17 protein-coding genes are annotated in these 22,275 nt (G+C 74.4%); 10 read left to right on the plus strand and 7 right to left on the minus strand.

Annotated features, from left to right (window positions below; genetic code table 11):
- Positions 1-32: 32 nt before the first annotated feature.
- Positions 33-1,883, minus strand: coding sequence for a calcium-binding protein (locus tag P2H44_RS04530; RefSeq protein ID WP_275762253.1), 1,851 nt, complete (start codon positions 1,881-1,883; stop codon positions 33-35).
- 261 nt (positions 1,884-2,144) lie between these two features.
- On the opposite strand from P2H44_RS04530, the gene P2H44_RS04535 reads away from it, so the two are divergent.
- The gene (locus P2H44_RS04535) at positions 2,145-5,609 is read left to right on the plus strand and encodes a calcium-binding protein (protein WP_275762254.1); all 3,465 of its coding nucleotides are present in this window, start codon (positions 2,145-2,147) and stop codon (positions 5,607-5,609) included.
- Between the two features lie 118 nt (positions 5,610-5,727).
- On the opposite strand, the gene P2H44_RS04540 is transcribed toward P2H44_RS04535, so the two are convergent.
- On the minus strand, positions 5,728-6,246 hold the full coding sequence (locus P2H44_RS04540) for a DUF992 domain-containing protein (protein WP_275762255.1): 519 nt from the start codon (positions 6,244-6,246) through the stop codon (positions 5,728-5,730).
- 163 nt (positions 6,247-6,409) lie between these two features.
- On the minus strand, positions 6,410-6,769 hold the full coding sequence (locus tag P2H44_RS04545; protein ID WP_275762256.1) for a hypothetical protein: 360 nt from the start codon (positions 6,767-6,769) through the stop codon (positions 6,410-6,412).
- A gap of 196 nt (positions 6,770-6,965) precedes the next feature.
- Here P2H44_RS04545 and P2H44_RS04550 point away from each other — a divergent pair, with 196 nt between their 5' ends.
- Positions 6,966-7,901, plus strand: a complete 936-nt coding sequence (locus P2H44_RS04550) for a polysaccharide deacetylase family protein (RefSeq protein ID WP_275762257.1) — start codon at positions 6,966-6,968, stop codon at positions 7,899-7,901.
- A complete protein-coding gene (locus P2H44_RS04555; protein ID WP_275762258.1) occupies positions 7,898-8,644 on the plus strand; it encodes an aspartate/glutamate racemase family protein in 747 nt (248 codons plus the stop codon). The genes P2H44_RS04550 and P2H44_RS04555 overlap by 4 nt, the downstream gene beginning before the upstream one ends.
- Before the next feature lie 318 nt (positions 8,645-8,962).
- Here P2H44_RS04555 and P2H44_RS04560 read toward each other — a convergent pair whose 3' ends face one another.
- On the minus strand, positions 8,963-10,660 hold the full coding sequence (locus P2H44_RS04560) for a thiamine pyrophosphate-requiring protein (protein ID WP_275762259.1): 1,698 nt from the start codon (positions 10,658-10,660) through the stop codon (positions 8,963-8,965).
- Between the two features lie 298 nt (positions 10,661-10,958).
- Here P2H44_RS04560 and P2H44_RS04565 point away from each other — a divergent pair, with 298 nt between their 5' ends.
- On the plus strand, positions 10,959-11,456 hold the full coding sequence (locus P2H44_RS04565) for an NUDIX hydrolase (RefSeq protein WP_275762260.1): 498 nt from the start codon (positions 10,959-10,961) through the stop codon (positions 11,454-11,456).
- A 165-nt stretch (positions 11,457-11,621) separates the two neighbouring features.
- Positions 11,622-13,100, plus strand: coding sequence for an inorganic phosphate transporter (locus tag P2H44_RS04570; RefSeq protein ID WP_275762261.1), 1,479 nt, complete (start codon positions 11,622-11,624; stop codon positions 13,098-13,100).
- A 28-nt stretch (positions 13,101-13,128) separates the two neighbouring features.
- On the opposite strand, the gene P2H44_RS04575 is transcribed toward P2H44_RS04570, so the two are convergent.
- A complete protein-coding gene (locus tag P2H44_RS04575) occupies positions 13,129-13,578 on the minus strand; it encodes a DsrE family protein (RefSeq protein ID WP_275762262.1) in 450 nt (149 codons plus the stop codon).
- 214 nt (positions 13,579-13,792) lie between these two features.
- Between P2H44_RS04575 and P2H44_RS04580 the strand changes: the two genes are divergently transcribed.
- Positions 13,793-14,788 carry a J domain-containing protein gene (locus P2H44_RS04580; protein WP_275762263.1) on the plus strand — a complete coding sequence of 332 codons (996 nt, stop codon included), beginning with the start codon at positions 13,793-13,795 and terminating at the stop codon, positions 14,786-14,788.
- Positions 14,785-15,135: a chaperone modulator CbpM gene (locus tag P2H44_RS04585; RefSeq protein WP_275762264.1), complete on the plus strand. Its 351-nt coding sequence runs from the start codon at positions 14,785-14,787 to the stop codon at positions 15,133-15,135. Before P2H44_RS04580 ends, P2H44_RS04585 begins: the two co-directional genes overlap by 4 nt.
- Positions 15,136-15,172: 37 nt before the next feature.
- On the opposite strand, the gene ppsA is transcribed toward P2H44_RS04585, so the two are convergent.
- Together ppsA and ftsH are read right to left on the minus strand one after the other, a co-directional pair.
- Positions 15,173-17,563 carry a phosphoenolpyruvate synthase gene (gene ppsA / locus P2H44_RS04590; protein WP_275762265.1) on the minus strand — a complete coding sequence of 797 codons (2,391 nt, stop codon included), beginning with the start codon at positions 17,561-17,563 and terminating at the stop codon, positions 15,173-15,175.
- The gene (ftsH, locus tag P2H44_RS04595; protein ID WP_275762266.1) at positions 17,560-19,503 is read right to left on the minus strand and encodes an ATP-dependent zinc metalloprotease FtsH; all 1,944 of its coding nucleotides are present in this window, start codon (positions 19,501-19,503) and stop codon (positions 17,560-17,562) included. Before ftsH ends, ppsA begins: the two co-directional genes overlap by 4 nt.
- Positions 19,504-19,794: 291 nt before the next feature.
- Here ftsH and P2H44_RS04600 point away from each other — a divergent pair, with 291 nt between their 5' ends.
- Genes P2H44_RS04600 through P2H44_RS04610 form a run of 3 tightly spaced genes read left to right on the plus strand, consistent with a single transcriptional unit; the run spans position 19,795 to position 22,275 of the window.
- Positions 19,795-20,985 (plus strand): 4Fe-4S dicluster domain-containing protein, encoded by a 1,191-nt coding sequence (locus tag P2H44_RS04600; protein WP_275762267.1) that lies wholly within the window; start codon positions 19,795-19,797, stop codon positions 20,983-20,985.
- The gene (locus P2H44_RS04605; protein WP_275762268.1) at positions 20,982-21,449 is read left to right on the plus strand and encodes a cyclic nucleotide-binding domain-containing protein; all 468 of its coding nucleotides are present in this window, start codon (positions 20,982-20,984) and stop codon (positions 21,447-21,449) included. The genes P2H44_RS04600 and P2H44_RS04605 overlap by 4 nt, the downstream gene beginning before the upstream one ends.
- 19 nt (positions 21,450-21,468) lie before the next feature.
- Complete coding sequence (locus P2H44_RS04610) at positions 21,469-22,275, plus strand: FAD/NAD(P)-binding protein (RefSeq protein ID WP_275762269.1); 807 nt, start codon at positions 21,469-21,471, stop codon at positions 22,273-22,275.

Raw genomic sequence — 22,275 nt, forward strand, 5'->3', positions numbered from 1 at the left:
GGGGCAACGGTCGCCGGCGCCGGACGGCGGGTTCAGAACAGGAAGTCGGAGGCGTCGAGGTCCGAGGCCTCGACGTCGCGCAGGGTGAGGACGACGTCCTTGAAGGAGACGACGGCGTCGTCGCCCTTCTGCGCGACGTCGAGCTGGCCGAAGCGGCCGGCGCCCTTGAGGATCTCGATCCGGTCCTGTCCGTCGCGGAAATCGGCGATCTGGTCCTTGCCGTCGCCCTTGCCCACCGCGAAGACGTCGGCGCCGCCGCCGCCCGACATCCGGTCGTTCCCCTTGCCGCCGTCGATCCAATCGTCGCCGGCCGAGCCCCAGAGCTTGTCGCGCCCGCCGTCGCCCGACAGGCGGTCGTCGCCCGCGTCGCCGCGGATGCGGTCGTCGCCGCCCTGCCCCTTCAGCGCGTCGTCGCCGCCGCGGCCGCGGGCCTTGTCGTCGCCGCCGCGCAGCAGCAGGTCGTCGTCGCCCGAGGTGCCGCGGATCACGTCGGCCTTGTTGGTGGGAAGCTCCGAGGCGACGTCGACCACCGCGGGGGTCAAGGAGACGGCCGCGACCCGCTCCTCCGTCTCCAGGGTGCGGGCGGCGGTGAGGCGGAGGCCGACCTGCTCGGGCCCCTCCAGCACGTCGTCGCGGGCGAGCGTGACGGTGACCAGCGCGATGTCGCCCCCGGTCGTGGAGAAGTTGACCGAGCCGGAGAGCGGGCCCTTGAAGTCCTCGGGCCCGGTCAGGACGTTGGTCGCCACCTCCCAGTTCACCTCGTAGATGCCGTCGTCGATCGCGTGGCGCTGCACGGCGAAGGTGTAGCTCTGCCCCTCCCGGATCTCGGCGCGGGCGCCGGCGGAGACGGTGAACCAGGCGTCGAGCCGGGCGAGGGAGGCGGGGTCCACGCCGTCGAGCCCATTCGAGAGCACGTCGCCGCGCGTGGAGCTCTGCGTCGCGCCGTTCGCGCCCGTGTCGCCCGACGGCCAGCGGAACACCGCCTTGCCCCCCAGCCCGCCCGCGCCGCCGGAGCCGCCGGGCGCGCTCGACTTGCCCGCGGTCTGGTCGGTGGCGCGGGTCTCGTCGCCGACGATCGCGAGCCCCTCGACCGTGCCGCCCTGGTTCAGCACGCCATAGGCGCCGTCGCCGTGGAAGCCCTGGAAGCCGCCCGGACCGCCGGTTCCGCCCTTGCCGCCCTTGCCGGGATCATAGGGGAAGCTGAAGTCGCCGCCCTCGCCGCCGGTTCCGCCCTTGCCCCCGGCGCCGCCGCGCCCGCCGGTTCCGGCGACGGCGGCGTTGCTGTCGGCGAAGACGGCGGCGTCGAGGACGAGCGCGCCCGTGTTGAGCACGATGGCCGCGTCGCCGCCCGGGCCGCCCGTGCCGCCCCGTCCGCCGGTTCCGCCGGTGGCGCCGGTGGTGGCGCCGGGCGCCTTGCCGGGCGTCGAGCCCGTGGCGCCGGTCGAGCCGGTGGCGCCGTCGCCGGCATAGGCCTCGTTGTCCTCGAACCGCACGTGGACCAGCGACAGCGCGCCCTCGTTGAGGATCGAGCCGACCGCGTCGCCGCCGGTTCCGGCCTTGGCGTAGCCCTCGACGAACTCGATCCCCTCGAGGGTCGCGGTCGACTGGGCGGAGACGCTCAGGTGGCGCACGGCGCCCTGCCCCGAGATCGCGACGTCCGGCAGGTGGTCGCCGTCGCGGTCGCCCATCAGGATCACCGCGTCGGGATCGTCGATGCTCAGCGCGGCGTGGAGCTCGATGCGCGTCACGTCGGCGGCGAAGCGGATCACGTCGCGGCCCGCGGACTCGGCGGCGGCGGCGAGCGCCCCGCGCAGGGTCAGCGCATCGGGATCCTCCGCGTCCTCGAGCCCCGAGGCGCCGCTGGTGACGATGAACCTGGCCATGACGCATCCCTCGCTATGGCCCGGCGGCCGCCGACGGCCGCGCCCCGACCTCTCGGCCGCGGCCGGCGCGCGCGGATCGTCGGACGCGGACCCTTCCCCCGACCCCACGCTTAACGGTGGGGCGACGTTGGGGCAAGCGAAGGACGGGTCGATCGGGAGGAATGCGCTTGGTCGGAGGTTTCCGCTATGTTAACCACGCGGACCGCGACGGGGGACGCGTTTCGGTTCAGGACCGTTTGAATTTCTGGGGGGCCGTCCGCCATGTGGGATTTCGTCAAGAAGGTCGGCTCGGCCATCGGCACGGCTGTGAAGACCATCGTCGACACCGTGCGCGACACGGTCTCGGACGCCGCCGAGGCGATCGAGAACGGGGCCAGGAAGGTCTCCCAGGCGGTCAAGGACGCCGCCGACAAGGCCCAGCAGTTCGCCGCCGACGCCGTGGGCGTGGCCGAGAAGGCGGTCGACTTCGTGGTGGGCGTCGCCAAGGACGCCGCCGAAAGCACCGCCGAGGCGATCAAGACCGGCGTGGAGGCGGTGGGCGACGCGCTGGGCGATGCGATCGCGCTGGGCAAAGCGGGGCTGGAGGCGGTCTGGGACAAGGCGGTCGAGCTGGTGGACGCCGCCCGCGACGCGGCCTCGGACGCGCTGCAGGCCGCGCGCGACGCGGCCGCCGACGCGCTGGTGGACTTCAAGGAGGCCGCCGAGGCCGCCATCGACGCCGCGGTCGAGACCGTGAAGTCCATCGTGCGCAAGGCCGGCGTCGTCATCGAGGGCGACGGCGGCGACAACACGCTGACCGGCAACATCGGCCTGGCGAGCTTCATCTACGCCAAGGGCGGCGACGACAAGATCTCGAACCTGGGCGGCTACGTCGAGGCCTACGGCGACAAGGGCGACGATCAGATCTCGGTGGTGGGCATCACGGCCAAGCTGTTCGGGGGCGACGGAAACGACCGGATCGACAGCGACGCCGGCGTCTCGGAGGTCTCGGGCGGCGAGGGGCGCGACCGGATCAAGGGCTTCGGCGCGGTCAACCTGCTGAAGGGCGAGGACGACAACGACACGCTGATCGCCACCGGCGGCGACAACAGGGTCTACGGCGGCGACGGCGGTGACGACCTGATCGGGCGCGGCGGGCGCAACCTGATGCGCGGCGAGGACGGCCGGGACCTGATCAAGGCCTACGGCGCGTGGAACGACGCCGACGGCGGCGCGGACGACGACGTGCTGCGGGGCTTCGGCGCCTACAACAACCTCAAGGGCGGGGACGGCGACGACAACATCTTCGGCCTCGGCGCCGAGAACGCGCTGGTGGGCGGCGCGGGCGACGACAGGATCACCGCGGCGGGCGCGGTCTCGGCCGCCTGGGGCGGCTCGGGCGACGACCGGATCTTCGCCGTGGGCGGCGTGAACGACCTGCGCGGCGAGGGCGGCGACGACGTCCTGATCGGCAAGGGCGGCGTGAACATCGTCGACGGCGGCGACGGCGACGACGTGCTGAAGGCGACCGGCGGCTGGAACCGGATGTGGGGCCGCGACGGCGACGACCTGCTGGTGGCCATGGGCTCGGTCAACGAGCAGTACGGCGGCGACGGCGACGACCTGATGGGCGCCTACGGCCAGGCCAACATCCAGCTGGGCGGCGCGGGCGACGACCTGATGGCGGTGGCCGGCACCACGCTCAACTTCCAGAACGGCGAGGCGGGGAACGACCTGCTGTTCGCCGCCGGGCGGCTGAACATCCAGCTGGGCGCGGCGGGCGACGACGTGCTGGTGGCGGTGGGCGGCGTCAACATCCAGCATGGCGGCGACGGCGACGACGTGCTGGCCGCCGTGGGCGGCGCCAACGTGCAGATCGGCGCGGACGGCGACGACTTCCTGATCGGCGGCGGCCTGGGCACGGCGCAGTTCGGCGACCACCTGTGGTCCTCGATCCCCGACGACGCCCAGGTCGGCGACGCGAAGTTCGGCGAGGAGCGCAAGAAGCTCGACGCCAAGGTCGACTACGCCGGCGGCGGCGACAACGTGATGATCGGCGGCGGCAAGGCCAACTTCCAGTTCGGCGGCGATCGCGACGACGTGCTGCTGGGCGGCGGCAAGGCCAACCTGCAGTTCGCGGGCGCGGGCGACGACGCGATGGTCGGCTACGGCATCGGCCAGGTGCAGAGCGGCGCGGACGGCGACGACCTGATGGCGGGCCTGGGCATGGTCGGGCTGCAGATGGGCGGCGCGGGCGACGACGTGATGTTCGGCGTGGCGCGCGGCAAGAAGGCGGGCGCGCAGGTGCAGTGGGGCGGCGAGGGCGACGACCTCGTGATCGGCTTCGGCCTGCTGGCGGGCAAGAACCCGATCCAGAAGTTCAAGGACTACATGTCCGACGCCAAGAAGCTGCGCAAGATCGTCGACAAGAAGTTCGGCGGCGACATCGACGGCGACAAGAAGGCGGCCGAGCTGGCCTCGGACTTCGGCAAGGAGAAGCTGAAGAAGGGCCTGCTGAAGGCGATCCCGTCCGTGAACGTGCAGATCGCCGACGACGGGAACGACGTGCTGGTGGCCGGCGGCGAGCTGGGCGTGCAGTCGGGCGGCCTGGGCGAGGACATCTTCCTGGGCGGGGGCGCCTACAACCTGTCGATGGGCGGGCTGGGCGCGGACCTGATGCTGACCGACGCGGCCGGTCTGAACATCTACCACGGCGGCGACCAGAACGACTGGATCGTGGACACCTCGATCTTCGTCGACTTCATCGCCGGCTCGTTCCTGCCGGTGAAGAAGATCGCCGCGGTGGCGCGCTGGATCGACGAGGCGCTCGACCCGCTGGAGGCGGTGGTCGACACGATCTCGGACATCCAGGACGTGCTGGAGCGGTTCGACCCGCTGAAATACGTCGAGGGGGCGCTGGCCCCGACGCTCGCCAAGCTGAAGTCGGCCTTCGACATCGAGACCAACCAGTTCCTGGGCGGGAACGGCGACGACGTGATCGGGGCGGGCGACACCGGGGGCGACCTGGTGGGCGGCGCGGGGAACGACACCTACCTCTTCACCTTCGGCACACGGGGCGAGCACGACATCGACGAGGCCGGCTTCGACGCCGCGCGCGACTGGGCGGGGCGCACCCGCTCGGACGACGCGAAGGCGGAGGCGGACGCGAGCGCGAAGGACGCCGGTCCCGGCGGCGAGGACGTGATCGAGCTGCGCGGCTTCGGCGGGCTGGTCGACATCTCGGCCGACAACCTCCGCTTCGCCACCCTGGGCGGCAAGGACCTGGTGATCGGCCTGCGCACCGCGGGGGGGACCGACCTGGACTTCGCCGGCCATATCCGGGTGAAGAACATGGACGACGCCGCCACCCAGGTGGAGACGCTGCGCATCGTCACCTCCACCGGCTCGGTCGAATACGACATCGGGCGGGCCTGGGACGAGGGCAAGCTCAACCAGACCACCTGGAACGACCGGACGGCCAAGGGCTGGAAGCAGCTTCTGGACGGGGAGTGGCCGAACGCCTGGACGGACGAGTCGGTGGATCTTGCGCCCTACCTGGTGGCCTCGGGCGCCTCGCGCGGGACGCAGGACATCTTCGACGCGCGGTTCGAGGGCTGGCTGGACCAGATCGAGACCGCCTTCGCCCATATCCCCGGCGCCAAGGGCGCCTTCCGCCATGCCCACGAGATGGCGGGCGACATCGTCAAGCTGGCGTCCGAGGTCCCGGACATGCCCGACCTCGCCTGAGCGCGGGACGCCCCGGGGCCGAATGGGGGCGGAACGAAAACGGCCGGACGTCCGCGGGGACCTCCGGCCGTTCGCATCTGCGACGCCGCGCCGGGTCAGGCCCCGGCGCGCGCGGTCCTCACTGGGCGAGGCCCACGTAGGTCAGCGAGAACATCTCGATCGCCAGCGAGGCGCCCACGCCGTCGGAGGTCGAGACCGAGATCGGCTGCAGGGCGAAGGACTTGTCGAAGCCCCCCAGCAGCGCGTTCGCGCCCACGCCCTTACCGGCGGCGATGTCCGCGCCGACGCCGATGTAGTCGCCCTCCATCGCCGAGACCTCGGCGTCGATCGAGGGGGCCAGAACGGCCCATTTCAGCGTCTCGTCGGCCTTGATGGTCAGGTCGGCGCCCAGCTTGCCCATCTCGGCGGTCAGCTCCTCGGGCGGGCGCTCGTCGGCGTGTTCGAAGACGCAGGCGAACTTGGTCGAGGAGACGATGATCAGGTTGGTCTTGTCGGACAGGGTGCAGGTCAGCATGCCGAACTCGACCCGGACCTCCTTGTCCTGCGCCGAGGCGGGCGCGGGCCCGAGCGCGGCGAGCAGGCCGAGCGCGAGGGGCGCGGCCAGGAACGGGGCGGCGAGTCGCTTGAACGGGGGCATCAGGGTCTCCCTTCGGGGTCGCGGAGAAATGTCCGCGGGCCCGAGACGCCGGCCGGGCCTGCCCCGCGCCGCTCGCCCCGGTCCCTGCGGCAGGGCTACGCCCGGCGAGGTGAAGCGAAAGTGAACGAAGCCGCGGCGGCCGGCGCGCGCGACGGCCCCCCGATCACGAGGCCGCGCGTCGCCCCCCGGCGGCGCGTCCGCCCGCCGCCGGCGCGTGTCCGGGCGCGACGGGGCCGAGGGCGGCGGCGATGTCGGCGGCGATCTCGGCGCGCATCGGGGCGGGGCCCACGTCGAACCACAGGTGCGCCTCGCTCGCGCCCAGCGCGCGCAGTTCTCCGCCCGGCGCGAGGGCCGCGGCCGCGTCGTCGAGCGCGCGCACCGCGACGGCCCGCCGCCGCCCGCCCGGGCCCCGCGCCGTGGCCACGCAGACCGCGGGCAAGGCGGGCGCCCGCTCCCCGACCTCGTAGCACACGGTCACGTATGCGTTTCCGGACCGACCGGACCAGATGCTGCTCGTGGGCATGTACGCCTCCGCTCCCCGACACGACGCTTGGATCACCCTCCCCGGAAAATCCATTTTCGAGCGGCCGCGCGCAAGCGCGAAGCCCTTAGAATTGAAGCGGTCCCGCCGCGCGGCCGGGGCCGCGACGCCCTGCCGATTGCCGGCCGCGGCGGCCCGTGCCACGGTCAGGCGAGAGTCGCCCGAGGGGGGAGCCGAGATGGACGACCGCAGGAACCTGCGCGGCTGGTGGGACGGCGCGCCGCCGCCGCCCTGGCCCGAGGGGCGGTCGCTGGCGGTATCGGTGGTGGTGAACGTCGAGGAAGGGGCCGAGTTCTCGGTCGCCGACGGCGATGCGGTGAACGAGCGTCTGCCCGAGGCCAACCAGCGGGTGGAGGGCCTCCCCGACCCCTGCATGGAGAGCCAGTTCGCCTATGGCGCGCGGGCGGGCTTCCGCCGGGTGCTGGACGCGCTGGCGGCCCACGCGATCCCCGCCACCTTTTCCACCTGCGGCCGCGCGGCGGAGCGCACGCCGTGGCTGCTGCAGGCGGCGGTCGCGGCGGGTCACGAGGTCTCGTGCCACGGCTGGCGCTGGGAATCCCATGCCGGCATGGCGGAGGCGGCGGAGCGCGAGGCGATCGCGCGGACCTACGCCGCGATCCTGGCCGCGACCGGGGAGGCGCCGGTGGGCTGGCACACGCGCTCGGCCTCCTCGCCCAACACCCGGCGGCTGCTGGGGGAGCATGGCGGCTTCCTCTACGATTCCGACGCCTACGACGACGACCTGCCCTACGTGGTGGAGGGACCGCGCGGCCCCCACGTGGTCCTGCCCTACGGGTTCGACGCCAACGACATGCGCTTCGAGCCGGGGGGCGGCTTCATCCACGGGCGGGACTTCGCCGACTATTGCCTGGCCGCCGTCGACCGCCTGGTCGTCGAGGGCGCGCGCGAGGCCCGGATGCTCTCGATCGGCCTGCACCCCCGCCTGATCGGGCGGCCCGCGCGCATCGGCGGGCTGGAGACGACGCTGGCCGAGATCGCGCGCCTGCGCGACGCCGGCCGGGTCTGGCCCGCGCGGCGGCGCGACATCGCCCGGGTCTGGCGCGCGGCGCTGGGCCTGGCCCCCTGGCCCCCCTCGCAGGAGCCCGCCCCATGAAGATCCTTCTCGTGAACCCCAACATGACGCAGGCGATGACCGACCGGCTGACCGAGGTCGCCCGCCGCGCCGTCGCGCCGGGGACCGAGATCCTGCCGCTGACCGCGCCGCGGGGCTTTCCCTACATCTCCTCGCGGGCCGAGGCGCAGATCGCCGGCGCCGTGGCGCTGGAGATGATCGCGCCCCATGCGAAGACCGTCGACGCGGTGGTGATCGCGGCCTTCGGCGACCCGGGGCTCGACGCCGCGCGGGAGCTCTTCGACCTGCCGGTGACGGGGATGGCGGAGGCCTCGATGCTGGCCGCCTGCCAGCTCGGCCGCCGCTTCGGGGTGGTGACCTTCGCGCCCTGGCTGAAGCCCTGGTACCACGCCTCGGTGCGCGACCTCGGGTTGGAGGCGCGCTTCGCGGGCCTGCGCTCAGCCGAGGACATCGACGGGCCGGTGACGGACGTGGCCGCGAACATGCGCGGGATCCTCAAGACGCTGGCGGAGAAGGTGGCGCGGGAGGACGAGGCCGACGCGGTGATCTTCGGCGGCGCGCCGCTCGCGGGCCTCGCCGCCGAGCTCGCGCTCGAGCTGCCCTGCGTGCCGATCGACCCGATCTCCGCCGCGGTGACCCAGGCCGAGGCGCTGGTCCGCCTCTCCCCGCGCGGCGCCGACCGGGGCGCCTACGCCCGCCCGCCCGCGAAACCGTCCCAGGGCCTCGACCCCACGCTCGCCGCCTGGATCGCCCGCGAGACCTGAGCGCCGACGCCCGCGGCCTCCCCCGCAGCCCTCGGGAAGCGCCTGTTCTCCGGAGCCGTCTCTCGCGGATGCCGAAAAGAGCGACTCGTCCGCCCCGGTCAAGGATCGCGGAGCGACCCCGCGAAGCGGGGCTTGTCCTTGACCGGGGCGGGCGAGTCGCTCAGGCATCCATCAGCGAGAGACGGCTCCGGAGAATAGGCGCGGGCTTGTTCTTTGGTGGGTCAGGAGCCCGCCGGAGGCTCCCCCCTCTGAGATCCAGGCGCGCCCCCAGCCGCAGGCCCAAGCCCGCCCGCAGGGCGCCCGTAGACCGCTCCCGCGTCACTCCGGCAGGTCGAGCGCGATCAGCGCCTGCTTCCCCGCCCCCAGCGCATCCAGCGCCCGTTCCACCACCCCCGGCAGGGCCGAGAGCTCGGCGCAGCCTTCGGCGTGGGCGCCATGGGCCTTCGCCAGCATCACGTGGTCGATGGAGGGGGAGAGGTCGGCCATGAACATCCCGTCCGCCGCCGCCGCCGCCCCCTGCCCGTACATGGCGAGGGTGGAGTTGCGCACCGCCCCCCAGCGCTTGTTGTTGAAGATCACCGAGAGGATCGGCAGCCCGTGCGCCTCGGCCGCCCAGTGGCAGGCGGAGGGGTTGTTGAACATGTAGGCGCCGTCGCCCATCATGCAGACCACCGGTCCGGGCACGCCCGCGTTGCGCATCCCGAGCGCCGCGCCGAAGCCCCAGCCGAGGCCGCCTGCGGGGCTCGCGCCGAAGAACTGGCCGGGGCGGGAGAAGCGGGCCTGGTTCACCCGGAAGGAATATTCGTTCACCACCGTCGCGTCGTGGGGAAGCAGGGCTGCGAGCGCCTTGCTGGCGGAGGCGGCGGTCAGCCGCTCGCCCGCCGCCTCGGCGTCGAGGGTCGCGCGCATCCGCCCGTGCGCCTCGGTCGCCCGCCGGCGGCGGGCCTCGACGCGGGGGCCGGTGTCGCCGACGGGGCCGAGCGCCTCGAGCAGGGCCGCGAGGGCGAGCGCGGGTTCGGTGGCGATGGCGCCTTCGCCCGCGAAGCTGCGCATCGGGTAGCGGGCGTGGAGCGGGTCGATCCCGATCTCCCACAGCGCGCCCGTGAAGGCGGGGCGGGTGACCGAGGGCACCCAGGGCACGTCGCAGGCGATGTTGATCGCGAGGTCCACGTCCCCCATCGCGCGGCCCGTGTCGAAGCCCAGGTGCATGGGGTGGTCGTGGGGCAGGTTCACCACGCGGGGATTGAACTCGATCACCGGGATCGCCCAGAGGTCGGCCAGCGTCTCGACCAGCGAGGCCGCCGCGGCGCTGCGGCCGAGGTTGGCGGTGACGATCATCGGGTTCTCGGCCTTGCGCAGGGCGGAGGCGAGGCGGTCGATCGCGTCGAGGTCGGGCGCAAGGCGGGCCGAGGCGGTGGGCGCGCGGGCGGGTCGGTCGGGGTGGACCTCCTCGGCCAGCATCTCGCGCGGGAGCGACAGGTAGACCGGGCCCGGCGGCGGGGCGGAGGCGACCTCGAGCGCCCTCGCCAGCCCCTCTTCGACCTGCTCGCCGCGGCGGATCTCGTAGTCCCATTTCACCGCCTCGCGGAGCGTCGAGGCCTGGTCGAACATCTCCTGCGCCCAGTGGATGAAGCGGGTGCGCGTGCCGTGGGGGGTGACCGGCCCGTCGCCGTCGGTGACCGGCGTGCGCCCGGCCGAGAGCAGCATGGGGACGTTGTCGCGGGCCGCGTTCATCGCCCCGCAGACCATGTTCGCGGTGCCGACCGAGACATGCACCATCGCCGCCTGCGGCGTGCCGGTGATCAGGGCGTGGCCGTGGGCCATGGCGACGGCAAGGTTCTCATGCGGGCAGATCAGGGGCCGCGGCAGGTCGGGCGAGTCCTCGCCCGCGCGGCCGTAGGCCTCGACGATCGAGGGGAAGTCGGTGCCCGAGACCGAGTAGAGCGCGTCGACCCCGTAGCGCTTCATCGCGCGCAGATAGGCCTCCGCCGCCAGCATTCCCGTCCGCTCGGCCATCCTCGTCTCCCTGGATCGTGTCTTCGTCGGATCCGCGTCGAAGCGCGGGGTGGAAATGTGTCGCCCATGCCGGTGCAGTTGTCCAGACAAACAGGTGCCGGGTGAAATCAATTCGTCCCGCGGCCGTGGGCATGTGAGGGTCGGGGGGTCGACGTCGAGGGCGGAGCTTCCGGGGGGCGGCGGGGCCTTCCATGGCGCGGCGCCGGCGCCCGCGGGCCGCGTCGTTCGGCCCCGTTCCGGCCGGGGGCCTTGCGTAAACAGGGGTCTCCCCTCACAACACCGCCCCGGGAGGGCGCACATGCCGCGTTGGGTCTCCATGTTCTGGTCCGAGGTGCTCCGGCCGATGCTGCGGCGACCGCCGCGCCGGCAGGTGGCGGCGCTGTGCTGGCGCGACGGCGAGGCGGGGCCCGAGGTGCTGCTGATCTCGAGCCGCGGCACCGGGCGCTGGATCCTGCCCAAGGGCTGGCCGATGCGCGGCAAGGGCCTGGCCGCCGCCGCCCAGCAGGAGGCGTGGGAGGAGGCGGGCGTGATCTTCGAGACGGGGGCCCCCGTCTCGGCCGGGGTCTTCGCCAGCCGCAAGGTCTCGGACAGCGGCCTGGCGGAGCCGGCGGAGGTCGAGGTCTTCGCGGCCCGGGTGCGGGCGCTGGCGGACGAGTACCCCGAGCTCGGCCAGCGCACGCGCCGCTGGGCGAGCCCGGCCGAGGCGGCCGGGCTGGTCGAGGAGGAAGGGCTGGCCCGGATCCTGCGCGCGTTCGGCGCGGCGCAGGGAGACGGGCGGCCCGGCCCGGCGCGATAGGCCCCGCCGCCGGACGGGCGGCGAGATGAGCCCTGCCGCCGGTTGGCGGCGAGATGAGCCCCGCCGCCGGATGGGCGGCGAGACGAGCCCTTCCGCCGGACGGGCGGCGAGACGAGGGCGGCCGCCGGACGGGCGGCGCGGCGAGGAGAGGCCGAAAGGGCGCGCGTGGACGAGGAACCCGACAGCAACCAGTGGCGCACGCTGGACAAGGATCTGAAGCGGTTCGGTCGGCTGGAGCTGAGCGGGCAGCTGATCTCGCGTCCGCTGATCGCGCCGGGGGCGGCGCTGGTGTTCATCGCGCTGGCCTGCGCGGCGGCGGCGGCGGTGCTGACGCCCAGCGGCTCGTCCTGGACGCTGATCGCCGCCGCCGGCGTGGGCGCCTACATGGCGCTCAACATCGGGGCCAACGACGTGGCCAACAACGTGGGCCCGGCGGTCGGCGCGCGGGTGCTGACCATGGGCGGCGCCCTGCTGATCGCCGCCGCGTTCGAGAGCCTGGGCGCCGTGATCGCGGGCGGCGACGTGGTGGCCACGATCTCGGGCGGGATCGTGGGGCTGGAGGGGTTCGACCGCCCGCAGGTGTTCATGCACGCGATGATCGCGGCGATGATCGGGGCCGCGATCTGGGTGAACCTGTCGACCTGGCTGGGCGCGCCCGTGTCGACCACCCACGCCATCGTGGGGGGCGTGCTGGGCGCGGGCCTCGCGGGCGGGGGCCTCGGCGTGGTGAACTGGGCGGCGGTCGCGACCATCGCGCTGGGCTGGGTCGCCTCGCCGGTCATGGGGGGCGCAGTGGCCGCGGCGCTGCTGTGGTTCCTGCAGACCCGCATCAAGTCGGCCGAGGATCCGCTGGACGCGGGCCGGCGCTGGACGCCGGCGCTGGTGGCGATGATGGCGGGCGTCTTCGCGGCCTACCTGTCGCTGAAGGCGGTCTCGCATCTCGTGCCCGTTCGGGGCTGGCAGGCGCTGGCGGTCGGGCTGGGCGTGGGCCTCGCGACCTGGCTGGTCCTGCGCCCGCTGGTCGCGCGCCGCAGCGCGGGGATGGAGAACCGGCCCCGCTCGATGAAGGCGCTGTTCCGGCTGCCGCTGGCGGTCTCGGCCGCGCTGTTGTCCTTCGCGCACGGGGCCAACGACGTGGCGAACGTGGTGGGGCCGCTGGCGGCCATCGCGCGCGCGGCGCAGGAGGGGGCGGTCGACGGCTCGGTCGCGCCGCCGGCCTGGGTGATGGCGATCGGGGCGCTGGGGATCAGCCTGGGGTTGCTGCTGTTCGGCCCGCGGCTGGTGCGCATGGTGGGCGACGAGATCACCAAGCTGAGTCCGCCGCGCGCCTGGTGCGTGGCGATGTCGGCGGCCACGACGGTGATCCTCGCCTCCTGGATGGGGCTGCCGGTGAGCTCGACCCACGTGGCCATCGGCGGGGTCTTCGGCGTGGGCTTCCTGCGCGAGCACCAGGAGGCCCGCCGCGCGCGGGAGGCCGCGCAGGGCAAGCAGGCGCTGGGCCACCCGCCCGAGGAGCGCAGCCGCCGCAAGCTGGTGCGCCGCTCCCACTTCCTGACCATCCTGGCGGCCTGGGTGGTGACGGCGCCCGCGGCGGGGCTGATCTCGGCGGGGGTGCTGCTCGCCTCCGGCCCGCTGCTGCGCTGACCGGAGGCGGGCGGGGTCGTCCGGCCGCTCAGGGGCGCACGTAGGCCCAGCCGTCGGCCTGGAGCTCCACCAGGCGCACCACGCCCGAGGGGGTCAGGGTCGCCTCGTCGATCAGGGCGACGGGGCCGCCGGACTTCTTCTCCATCCCCCGCAGGGTGTTCTCGCAGGCCGAGAAGGTCAGCGAGTCCATCGACAGGGCCATCTGCGAGATGCGGTCCTTCACCGGGCTCGAATCCGCGCGGTACATGTTCAGGCCGGGGCCGTAGGCGACGACCTCGATCTGCACCGGGCGGTTCTGCGCGGCGTAGTGGGCGGAGAGGTTCTGGACGTTGTTCAGGACCATGTTCATCAGCTGGGGATCGTTCTCGTCGACGTGGAAGGCCACGCGGACGGGGTCCTGCGCCTGGGCGGCGGGGGGCGCGGCGAAGACGGCGAGGGCGAGGAGAAGGACGGCGAGCGCGAGACGCGGCGCGGACATGGGGACCTCCCTTTCTGTATATTCATGCATTCCTCTATGCGGAAATGCCGATGAAACCCTAGCCGAGACCTTTGCGGCCGCCAAGGATTCCGATGCGGGCGGGAGGCGCGAGGGTTGATCCCGGTCAAGGCGCGGGCGGGCGCGCGGGTGTGGGATGGGCGCGAAGGCAGGCGCCGCCGTCGCGGCCGCCGCCCCGATGCGCAAGGGAGGCAGGATGCACGATCACGGCGCGCCCCCGGATCCATACCAGGTGCTGGGCGTCGCGAAGACCGCGACCGAGAAGGAGATCCGCGCGGCCTGGCGCAAGCTCGCCAAGGCCACGCACCCCGACCTCAACCCCGGCGACGCCGAGGCGGAGGCCCGTTTCAAGCGCATCGGCGCCGCCTGGGATATCCTGGGCGACCCGCAGACGCGCGCCCGCTTTGACCGCGGCGAGATCGACGGCGCGGGCGCCGAGACCCCGCGCGAAGAGTACTGGCGCCATCACGCCGGCGGCCCGGGGGGCGAGCGCTACGACGCCTCGGGCGGCTACGACGATTTCGCGGACATGTCCGAGGTCTTCGCCGAGATGTTCCGCAGGCGGGGCCAGCAGGCCGGGGGCCAGGGCCCCCATGGCGGTCCCTACGGCGGTCCCCACGGGGAGGGGCGCGCGCGAAGCGGGCCGCGGATGCGCGGCGGCGACCTGCGGCTGGCGCTGGAGGTCGAGTTCCTCGACGCCGTCTACGGCGCGACCCGACGCCTGCGCCTGCCCGACGGCCAGGCCTTCGAGGTGACGATCCCGGCCGGCGTGCGCGAAGGGGAGGTGGTCCACCTGCCCGGCCAGGGCCTGCCCGGCTTCAACGGCGGGCCCAACGGCGACGCGCTGGTCGAGGTCTCGATCCGCCCGCATCCGGTGTTCTCGCGCGACGGCGACGACATCCTGCTGGAGCTGCCCATCACCCTCGACGAGGCGGTGCTGGGCGCGAAGGTGGAGGTGCCGACCGTCACCGGCAAGGTGACGATGACCCTGCCGGCGGGCACGTCCTCGGGCAAGACGCTGCGGCTGCGGGGCAAGGGGGTGAAGCCCGCGGGCCGCCCGGCGGGCGACCAGAAGGTGAGCGTGAAGATCGTGATGCCCGAGACGATCGACCCCGAGCTCGCCGAGTTCATGGGCCGCTGGAAGGCGTCCCACGCCTACGACCCGCGCGCCGAGCTGAGGAGGCGGACATGAGCATCGACGAGACCGAGGCCGCCGCCCGCGCGGGCGTGGCCGTCGCCCGGGTGCGGATCTGGGCGGCCGAGGGCTGGGTGCGCCCGGCGCAGGGGGCGCGGGGGCCGGTGTTCGACGCGCTCGACGTCGAGCGGCTGCGCCTGCTGACCCGGCTGAGCGACGAGCTGGAGATCGGGGAGGAGGCCCTGCCCGTGGTGCTGTCGCTGCTCGACCAGCTCCACGGCCTGCGCCGCGAGATGCGCCGGCTGGGCCGGGCGCTCGACCGCCTGCCGCCGGAGCTGCGCGCCCAGGTGGCCGCCGACTGCGCGGCCGAGGCGGAGGCCGAGGGCGAGGGCGGGCGGGACTGAGACCCGCCCCCCTGCCCCGCGTCGCCGCGCCGGAGGATCAGGCCGGCGCGCGCCCGGCCTCCGCCTCCGCGACCAGGCGTTTCACGTTCAGGAAGCTGTCGGGGGAGACCGACAGGCCGTCGATCCCCGCCTCGACCAGCAGGCGGGCGTAGGCGGGATCGTCGCTGGGGGCCTGGCCGCAGAAGCTGACCTCGACGCCCGCGGCGTGGGCCTTGGCGATCACGGTGCGGATCATCCAGGTCACCGCCGGGTCGCGGGCGTCGAAGAGCCCGGCGAGGCGGTCGGAGTCCCGGTCCACGCCCAGGGTCAGCTGGGTGAGGTCGTTGGAGCCGATGGAGAAGCCGTCGAAGCGGGTCGCGAAGTCCTCCGCCAGGATCACGTTCGAGGGGATCTCGCACATCATCCACACCTTCAGCCCCGCCCGGCCGCGCCGCAGGCCGTTCGCGGCCATCTCGGCCAGCACCCGGTCGGCCTCGGGGACCGTGCGGCAGAAGGGGATCATCACCACGACGTTGTCGAAGCCGATCTCCTCGCGCAGGAGGCGGATGGCGCGGCATTCGAGGGCGAAGCCCTCCCGGTAGTCGGCGGAGTAGTAGCGCGAGGCGCCGCGGAACCCGATCATCGGGTTCTCCTCCTCCGGCTCGAAGTCGGCGCCGCCGAGGAGGTGGGCGTATTCGTTGGTCTTGAAGTCGCTCATCCGGATCACGACCGGGCGCGGGTGCAGGACGGCCGCGATGCGCGCGAGGCCGCCGGCCAGCGTCTCGATGAAATAGTCGCGCGGATCGTCGAAGCCGCGCGTGAGCTCGGCGAGCTTCTCGCGGGTCTCCGGGTCGCTCACCTTCTCGGGGCGGCACAGCGCCATGGGGTGGACGCGCACGTGGTTGGAGATCACGAACTCCATGCGCGCGAGGCCCACGCCGTCGGCCGGCAGGCGCCACCAGCGGAAGGCGGCGGAGGGGTCGGCGAGGTTGAGCATCACGTGGCTGCGGGTCTTCGGCAGGTCCTCGACGCTCAGGTCGCGGGCCTCGAACTCGGCGACGCCCTCGTAGACGAAGCCCTGGTCGCCCTCGGCGCAGGAGACGGTGACGGGCTCCCCCTCCTGGAGGATCTCGGTGGCGTAGCCGGCGCCGACGACGGCGGGCAGGCCCAGCTCCCGGCTGACGATGGCGGCGTGGCTGGTGCGCCCGCCGTGGTCGGTGACGATGGCCGCGGCGCGCTTCATCACCGGCACCCAGTCGGGATCGGTGGTGGAGGTGACGAGGACCGAGCCGTCGCGGAAGCGCGCGATGTCGCGCGGATCGTCGATGCGCTGAACGGGGCCCGCGGCCACGCCCTCGCCCACGCCCAGGCCAGTCAGCAGGCGCGGCCCCTTGCGGCCGATCTTCCAGGTGCGCAGGGCGCCGGCGGCGGCGCGCGACTGCACCGTCTCGGGCCGGGCCTGCACGATGAAGAGCGCGCCGTCGCGCCCGTCGCGGGCCCATTCGATGTCCATCGGCACGCCGTAGTGAGCCTCGATGGTCACGGCGGTGCGCGCAAGCTCCAGCGCCTCGGCGTCCGAGAGGACGAAGCGGGCGCGGTCCCCGGGCGGAGTCGGGCCGGTCTGAGGCGTGCCATCGGGGCGCAGGCTCATGCGCCGCTCCTTCGCGCCGAGGCGGCGGGAGACGATGGGCGAGAGGTCCGCGCGGTCCAGCAGGGGCTTGAAGACCTGGTGCTCGTCAGGGGTGGAGGCGCCCTGCACGATGGTCTCGCCCAGGCCCCAGACCGCGTCGACCAGCACCACCCGGTCGAAGCCGGATTCGGTGTCCAGCGTGAACATCACGCCCGAGCCGCCCTCGTCCGCGCGCACCATGCGCTGCACCCCGACCGAGAGCGCGACCTCGACCCGGTCGAAGCCCTTCATGCGCCGGTAGGCGATGGCGCGGTCGGTGTAGAGGGAGGCGTAGCAGCGCCGGCAGGCGTCGAGCACCGCGGCCTCGCCGCAGACGTTGAGGAAGGTCTCCTGCTGGCCGGCGAAGGAGGCGTCGGGCAGGTCCTCGGCGGTGGCCGAGGAGCGCACGGCGACGGGGAGGTCGGGCACGCCCTCGCGCGCGCAGAGGTCGGCGTAGGCGGCGCGGATCGCCTCGGCGAGCGCGGGGGGCGGGTCGGCGGCGAGGAAGGCCGCGCGGATCGCGGCGCCGGTCCGCTCGAGCGTCTCCTCCCCCCGCTCCAGCTTGGCGAGGGCCTCGGCTGCGAGCCGGTCGAGGCCGTTGGTGCGAGTGAAGAGGCGGAAGGCGTCGGCGGTGGTGGCGAAGCCGCCGGGCACGCGCACCCCGGCCCCGCCGAGCGCGCCCAGCATCTCGCCCAGCGAGGCGTTCTTGCCCCCCACCCGGCCGACGTCGCGGCGCGAGAAGGTCTCCAGCGGTGCGGCGAGCGCGGGATCGGCGGTCATGGGTTCGGTCCTTGCGGAGGGAGGGGAGAGGGATCGCGCCGCCCCTCCGGTTCGGCGTCGGGGGCCGAGGGGGCCTCGGTCGAGGCGGCGACGGCCCCCGGGGTTTCGGCGGGGTCGGCGGGCGGCGGCGCGTCGAGAAGGGCGAGGAGGTCGGCCTCCTCCAGCGTCTCGTGGGCCAGCAGGGCTGCGGAGACGCGGTCGAGCTCGGCGCGGCGACGCTCCAGCACCGTGCGGGCGGTGGCGTAGGCGCGGGTCAGGATCTCGGTCACCGCTGCGTCGAGGCGCTCGGCCTGGGCCTGGCTGACGGGGGCGCGGCCCGAGGGCTCGCCCGGCAGGCCCAGCAGGTTGGGGGCGTCGGTCTCCCAGGCGACGGGGCCCAGCTCCTCGGCCATGGCATAGCGGGCGGCCATGGCGCGGGCGACGTCGGTGGCCTTGCCCAGGTCGTCGGCGGCGCCGGTGGAGCGGTGGCCGAAGACCACCTCCTCGGCCGCGCGCCCGCCCAGCAGGACCGCCAGCTTGCGCTCCAGCTCCGCGCGGGTCATCAGCCAGCGGTCCTCGGTCGGGCGCTGGATCGTGTAGCCAAGCGCGCCGACGCCCCGCGGAATGATCGAGATCTTGTGGACCCGGTCCGCTCCCGGCAACGACAGGGCGACCAGCGCGTGCCCCGTCTCGTGCACCGCGACGATGCCGCGCTCCTTCGGGCTCATCAGCCGGCTGCGCTTCTCGAGGCCCGCCACGATGCGCTCGATGGCGCGGGTGAAGTCGGACATCTCCACCGCCTGCGCCCGACGGCGGGTGGCGAGCAACGCGGCCTCGTTCACAAGGTTCGCGAGGTCCGCGCCGGTGAAGCCGGTGGTCAGGCCCGCGAGCGCGGCGGGATCCACGTCGGCCCCGAGCTTCGCCTTGCCCAGGTGGACCGTCAGGATCGCCTCGCGCCCGGTGCGGTCGGGGCGGTCGATCAGGATCTGGCGGTCGAAGCGGCCCGCGCGCAGGAGGGCGGGGTCGAGGATCTCGGGCCGGTTGGTGGCGGCCAGCAGCACCACGCCGGCGGAGGCGTCGAAGCCGTCGAGCTCGGTCAGCAGCTGGTTGAGGGTCTGCTCGCGCTCGTCATGGCCGCCGAAGGCGGGGCCGGCGCCGCGGGCGCGGCCGAGCGCGTCGAGCTCGTCGATGAAGATGATCGCGGGGGCCTTGGCGCGGGCCTGCTCGAAGAGGTCGCGCACCCGGGCGGCGCCGACGCCCACGAACATCTCGACGAACTCGGAGCCGGAGATGGAGAAGAACGGGCAGCCCGCCTCGCCGGCGACGGCGCGGGCGAGCAGCGTCTTTCCGGTGCCGGGCGGGCCCAGCAGCAGCACGCCCTTGGGGGCGCGGGCGCCGAGGACGGCATGCTCCTGCGGGGCGCGCAGGAACTCGACCAGCTCCTGCAGCTCCTCCTTCGCCTCGTCGACGCCGGCGACGTCGGCGAAGGTGACCGAGGTCTCGGTCTCGACGTAGACCTTGGCGCGGCTGCGGCCCACGGACATCAGCCCGCCCAGGCCCCCGCCCGCGCCGCCCCCCGCCGCCATGCGGCGCAGGACCAGCCACCACAGGCCCACGAAGATCGCCGCGGGCGCCACCCAGGAGACGAGCGCGGCGAGCCAGGAGGCGTCGGGGGCGGCGCGGTAGCTCGCCCCCGCGGCGTCGAGCTCCGCGGCGAACGCGTCGTCCACCCGGCGGGTGCGGAAGCCCGTGGCGCCGTCGCGCGGCGTGCGCCAGCTGCCGCGGATGTCGTCGCCCGCGACCACGAGGTCGGTCACCTCGCCCGCGGCGAGGGCGGCGCGGAAATCGCTGTAGGGGATCGGCTCGACCTCGCGGGAGCCGGCGACGAAGGCCTGCACCGCGACGACGAAGGCCAGCGCGAAGACGAGCTGGAGGACGAGGGTCGGGTTCCACCGGGTCAAGACGTCCGCTCCCACCGCGCCCGGCGCCGGGCGCTTTCGGCCGCGCCTCGGGTCGGGCGCGTTGGGGGCAGGATCGCGCCCCGGGCGGGCGGGCGCCTTGATGCGGGTCAAGTGCGCGGCGGGGGCGCGGAAGGCGGGGCGTCGGGCGCGCGCGATGACATGGGTCAAACCGATCGGGGCGCCGCGGTGGTAGTCTGGCGGCGTCTCGGCACAACGCATCCGGGAGGATCCGATGCACCCCGCCCCGCCCCTGGCGATCCCCGCCCTGCCCGCGACGCGGCGCGCGCGGCGATGAGCGCGCGCGCCGCCGCCGCTCCGGGCGTGGAGGCCGGGGCCTCGATCCTCTCGCCCGCGGGGCTCGACGCGCTGCTGGCGACTCTGGCGGCGGACGGGTTCCGGGTGATCGGCCCGACCCTGGGCGAGGGGGCGGTGGTCTACGACGACGTCGCCTCGACCGCCGATCTGCCGCGGGGCTGGGGCGACGACCAGGCGCCCGGCCGCTATCGCCTGGCGCCGCGGGGCGACGGGGCGCTGTTCGGCTACGCCGTGGGCCCGCAGTCGTGGAAGCGCTTCCTGCATCCGCCGCGGGAGCGTCTGTGGACCGCGACTTTGGGGCAGGAGGACGGGCGGGAGACGGCGGAGGTTCGCCCCGAGCCCCTGCCCGACGCCCGCTTCGCCTTCATCGGCGTGCGGGCCTGCGAGCTGGCCGCCATCGCCGTGCAGGACCGGGTGCTGACCGGGGGCGAGTTCGTCGATCCCCGCTACGCCGCGCGGCGCGAGGGGGCGTTCCTCGTCGCCGTGACCTGCGCCGATCCGGCCGCCACCTGCTTCTGCACCTCGATGGGCGGCGGGCCCGAGCCGCGGGGCGGCCACGACCTGGCGCTGACCGAGCTGGATCCGGCGGGCGACCACCGCTTCCTTGTCCGGGCGGCGTCGGAGGCGGGGCGCGCGATGCTGGCCCGCCTGCCCGCCCGTCCGGCGCGCGCGGACGAGATCGCGGCGGCCGAGCAGGTCGGCGTGCAGGCCGCCGCCCGCATGGGCCGCGCGATGCCCCCGGGCGATCCGCGCCTGCTGCTGGGCGACCCCGAGCATCCGCGGTGGGAGGCGGTGGCGGAGCGCTGCCTCTCCTGCGGGGCCTGCACGATGGTTTGCCCCACCTGCTTCTGCACCACCACCGAGGAGGTCGGCGACCTCGCCGGGCGGGAGACGGGGCGCGACCAACGCTGGGACAGCTGCTTCGCGACCGAGTTCTCCTTCCTGCACGGGGGGGCGGTGCGGACCTCGGGGCGGGCGCGCTATCGCCAGTGGCTGACCCACAAGCTGGCGACCTGGATCGACCAGTTCGGAATCTCGGGCTGCGTGGGCTGCGGACGCTGCATCGCCTGGTGCCCGGCGGGCATCGACCTGACCGAGGAGATGGCGGCCTTCGCCGCGACTCGGGAGGGCGCGGCCTGCGCCGAGACGCGGGAGGACGCAGGATGATGGAGGAACCGACGGCGGCCGAGCTCGCGGCGCATCCGCTGCTGGCGGGGCTGCCGGGGGAGATGCTGGACGAGATCGCGGCCTGCGCCGCCTGGGCGGAATTCGCCCCCGGCGCGGCGCTGCTGCGCGAGGGGGAGGCGGCCGACGTCGTCCACCTGCTCCAGAGCGGGCGCGCGGCGCTGTCGGTCGCCTCGCCCGGGCGGGCGCCGACGGTGTTCCAGACGGTGGGCGGGGGGGAGGTGGTCGGCGTCTCCTGGCTCGCCCCGCCCGCGCGTTGGCGCTGGGACGCGACGGCGACCGAGCCGGTGACGGCGATCGCGCTCGACGCCGCGCGGCTGCGGGCGCTGTGCGACGCGGACCCCGCGCTGGGCCATGCGCTGATGAAGCGGATGGTGCCGGTGCTGCTCTCCCGGCTGCACGCGGCGCGGATGCAGGCGCTGGACCTCTATGGCGATGCGGACTGAGCCGCGCCCCGCGGACCCCATGGCGCCCCGCGTCGCCCGGGTCCTGGCCCGGCGGCGGGAGGCGGCGGACGTCTGGACGCTGAAGGTCGAGGCGCCCGGTGGCGCCGCCCCGCCCCGCCCCGGCCAGTTCGCGATGCTGACCGCCTTCGGCGTGGGCGAGATCCCGGTCAGCTTCAGCGGCGATCCGGGCGACGCGGGGCGCTGGACGCATACGATCCGGGCGGTCGGCGCGGTCTCGGCCGCGCTGGCGGGGCTGCGGCGGGGACAGGTCCTGGGGCTGCGGGGGCCGTTCGGCTCGGGCTGGCCCATCGAGGCGGCGGAGGGTCGCGAGGCGCTGGTGGTTGCCGGGGGTCTCGGCCTCGCGCCCGTGCGGCCCGCGATCCTCGCCCTGCTGGCGCGGCCGCGGCGGGCGGCGCGCGTGGCGCTGGCGCTGGGCGCGCGCTCGCCCGCGCAGGCGCTGTTCGCGCGCGACCGCGCGGCCTGGGCCAGGCGGGGCGTGGAGGTGGAGACGACGGTCGACCACGCCGGGCCGGACTGGCGCGGGCACGTGGGGGCCGCGACCGCGCTGATCCCGCGGCTGGTCCGCGCGCCGGAGCGCACGCTCGCCTTCGTCTGCGGCCCGGAGATCATGATGCGCTTCGCCGCCGACGCCCTGCGCGAGGCGGGCGTGGCGGCCGACGCGATCCACCTGTCGATGGAGCGGAACATGAAATGCGCCGTGGGCCTGTGCGGCCATTGCCAGTTCGGGGGCGACCTGCTGTGCCGCGACGGGCCGGTGGCGCCGCTCTCGCGCCTCGGGCCGCGGCTGCGGGTGCGGGAGCTGTGA

The sequence above is a fragment of the Albimonas marina genome, from assembly GCF_029223255.1.
Classification (GTDB): domain Bacteria; phylum Pseudomonadota; class Alphaproteobacteria; order Rhodobacterales; family Rhodobacteraceae; genus Albimonas.

Bases quoted from the DNA above. Each gene is read 5' to 3' on its own strand.
- P2H44_RS04530 (WP_275762253.1), bottom strand. From the start codon at position 1,883: ATGGCCAGGTTCATCGTCACCAGCGGCGCCTCGGGGCTCGAGGACGCG.
- P2H44_RS04535 (WP_275762254.1), top strand. From the start codon at position 2,145: ATGTGGGATTTCGTCAAGAAGGTCGGCTCGGCCATCGGCACGGCTGTG.
- P2H44_RS04540 (WP_275762255.1), bottom strand. From the start codon at position 6,246: ATGCCCCCGTTCAAGCGACTCGCCGCCCCGTTCCTGGCCGCGCCCCTC.
- P2H44_RS04545 (WP_275762256.1), bottom strand. From the start codon at position 6,769: ATGCCCACGAGCAGCATCTGGTCCGGTCGGTCCGGAAACGCATACGTG.
- P2H44_RS04550 (WP_275762257.1), top strand. From the start codon at position 6,966: ATGGACGACCGCAGGAACCTGCGCGGCTGGTGGGACGGCGCGCCGCCG.
- P2H44_RS04555 (WP_275762258.1), top strand. From the start codon at position 7,898: ATGAAGATCCTTCTCGTGAACCCCAACATGACGCAGGCGATGACCGAC.
- P2H44_RS04560 (WP_275762259.1), bottom strand. From the start codon at position 10,660: ATGGCCGAGCGGACGGGAATGCTGGCGGCGGAGGCCTATCTGCGCGCG.
- P2H44_RS04565 (WP_275762260.1), top strand. From the start codon at position 10,959: ATGCCGCGTTGGGTCTCCATGTTCTGGTCCGAGGTGCTCCGGCCGATG.
- P2H44_RS04575 (WP_275762262.1), bottom strand. From the start codon at position 13,578: ATGTCCGCGCCGCGTCTCGCGCTCGCCGTCCTTCTCCTCGCCCTCGCC.
- P2H44_RS04580 (WP_275762263.1), top strand. From the start codon at position 13,793: ATGCACGATCACGGCGCGCCCCCGGATCCATACCAGGTGCTGGGCGTC.
- P2H44_RS04585 (WP_275762264.1), top strand. From the start codon at position 14,785: ATGAGCATCGACGAGACCGAGGCCGCCGCCCGCGCGGGCGTGGCCGTC.
- ppsA (WP_275762265.1), bottom strand. From the start codon at position 17,563: ATGACCGCCGATCCCGCGCTCGCCGCACCGCTGGAGACCTTCTCGCGC.
- P2H44_RS04600 (WP_275762267.1), top strand. From the start codon at position 19,795: ATGAGCGCGCGCGCCGCCGCCGCTCCGGGCGTGGAGGCCGGGGCCTCG.
- P2H44_RS04605 (WP_275762268.1), top strand. From the start codon at position 20,982: ATGATGGAGGAACCGACGGCGGCCGAGCTCGCGGCGCATCCGCTGCTG.
- P2H44_RS04610 (WP_275762269.1), top strand. From the start codon at position 21,469: ATGGCGCCCCGCGTCGCCCGGGTCCTGGCCCGGCGGCGGGAGGCGGCG.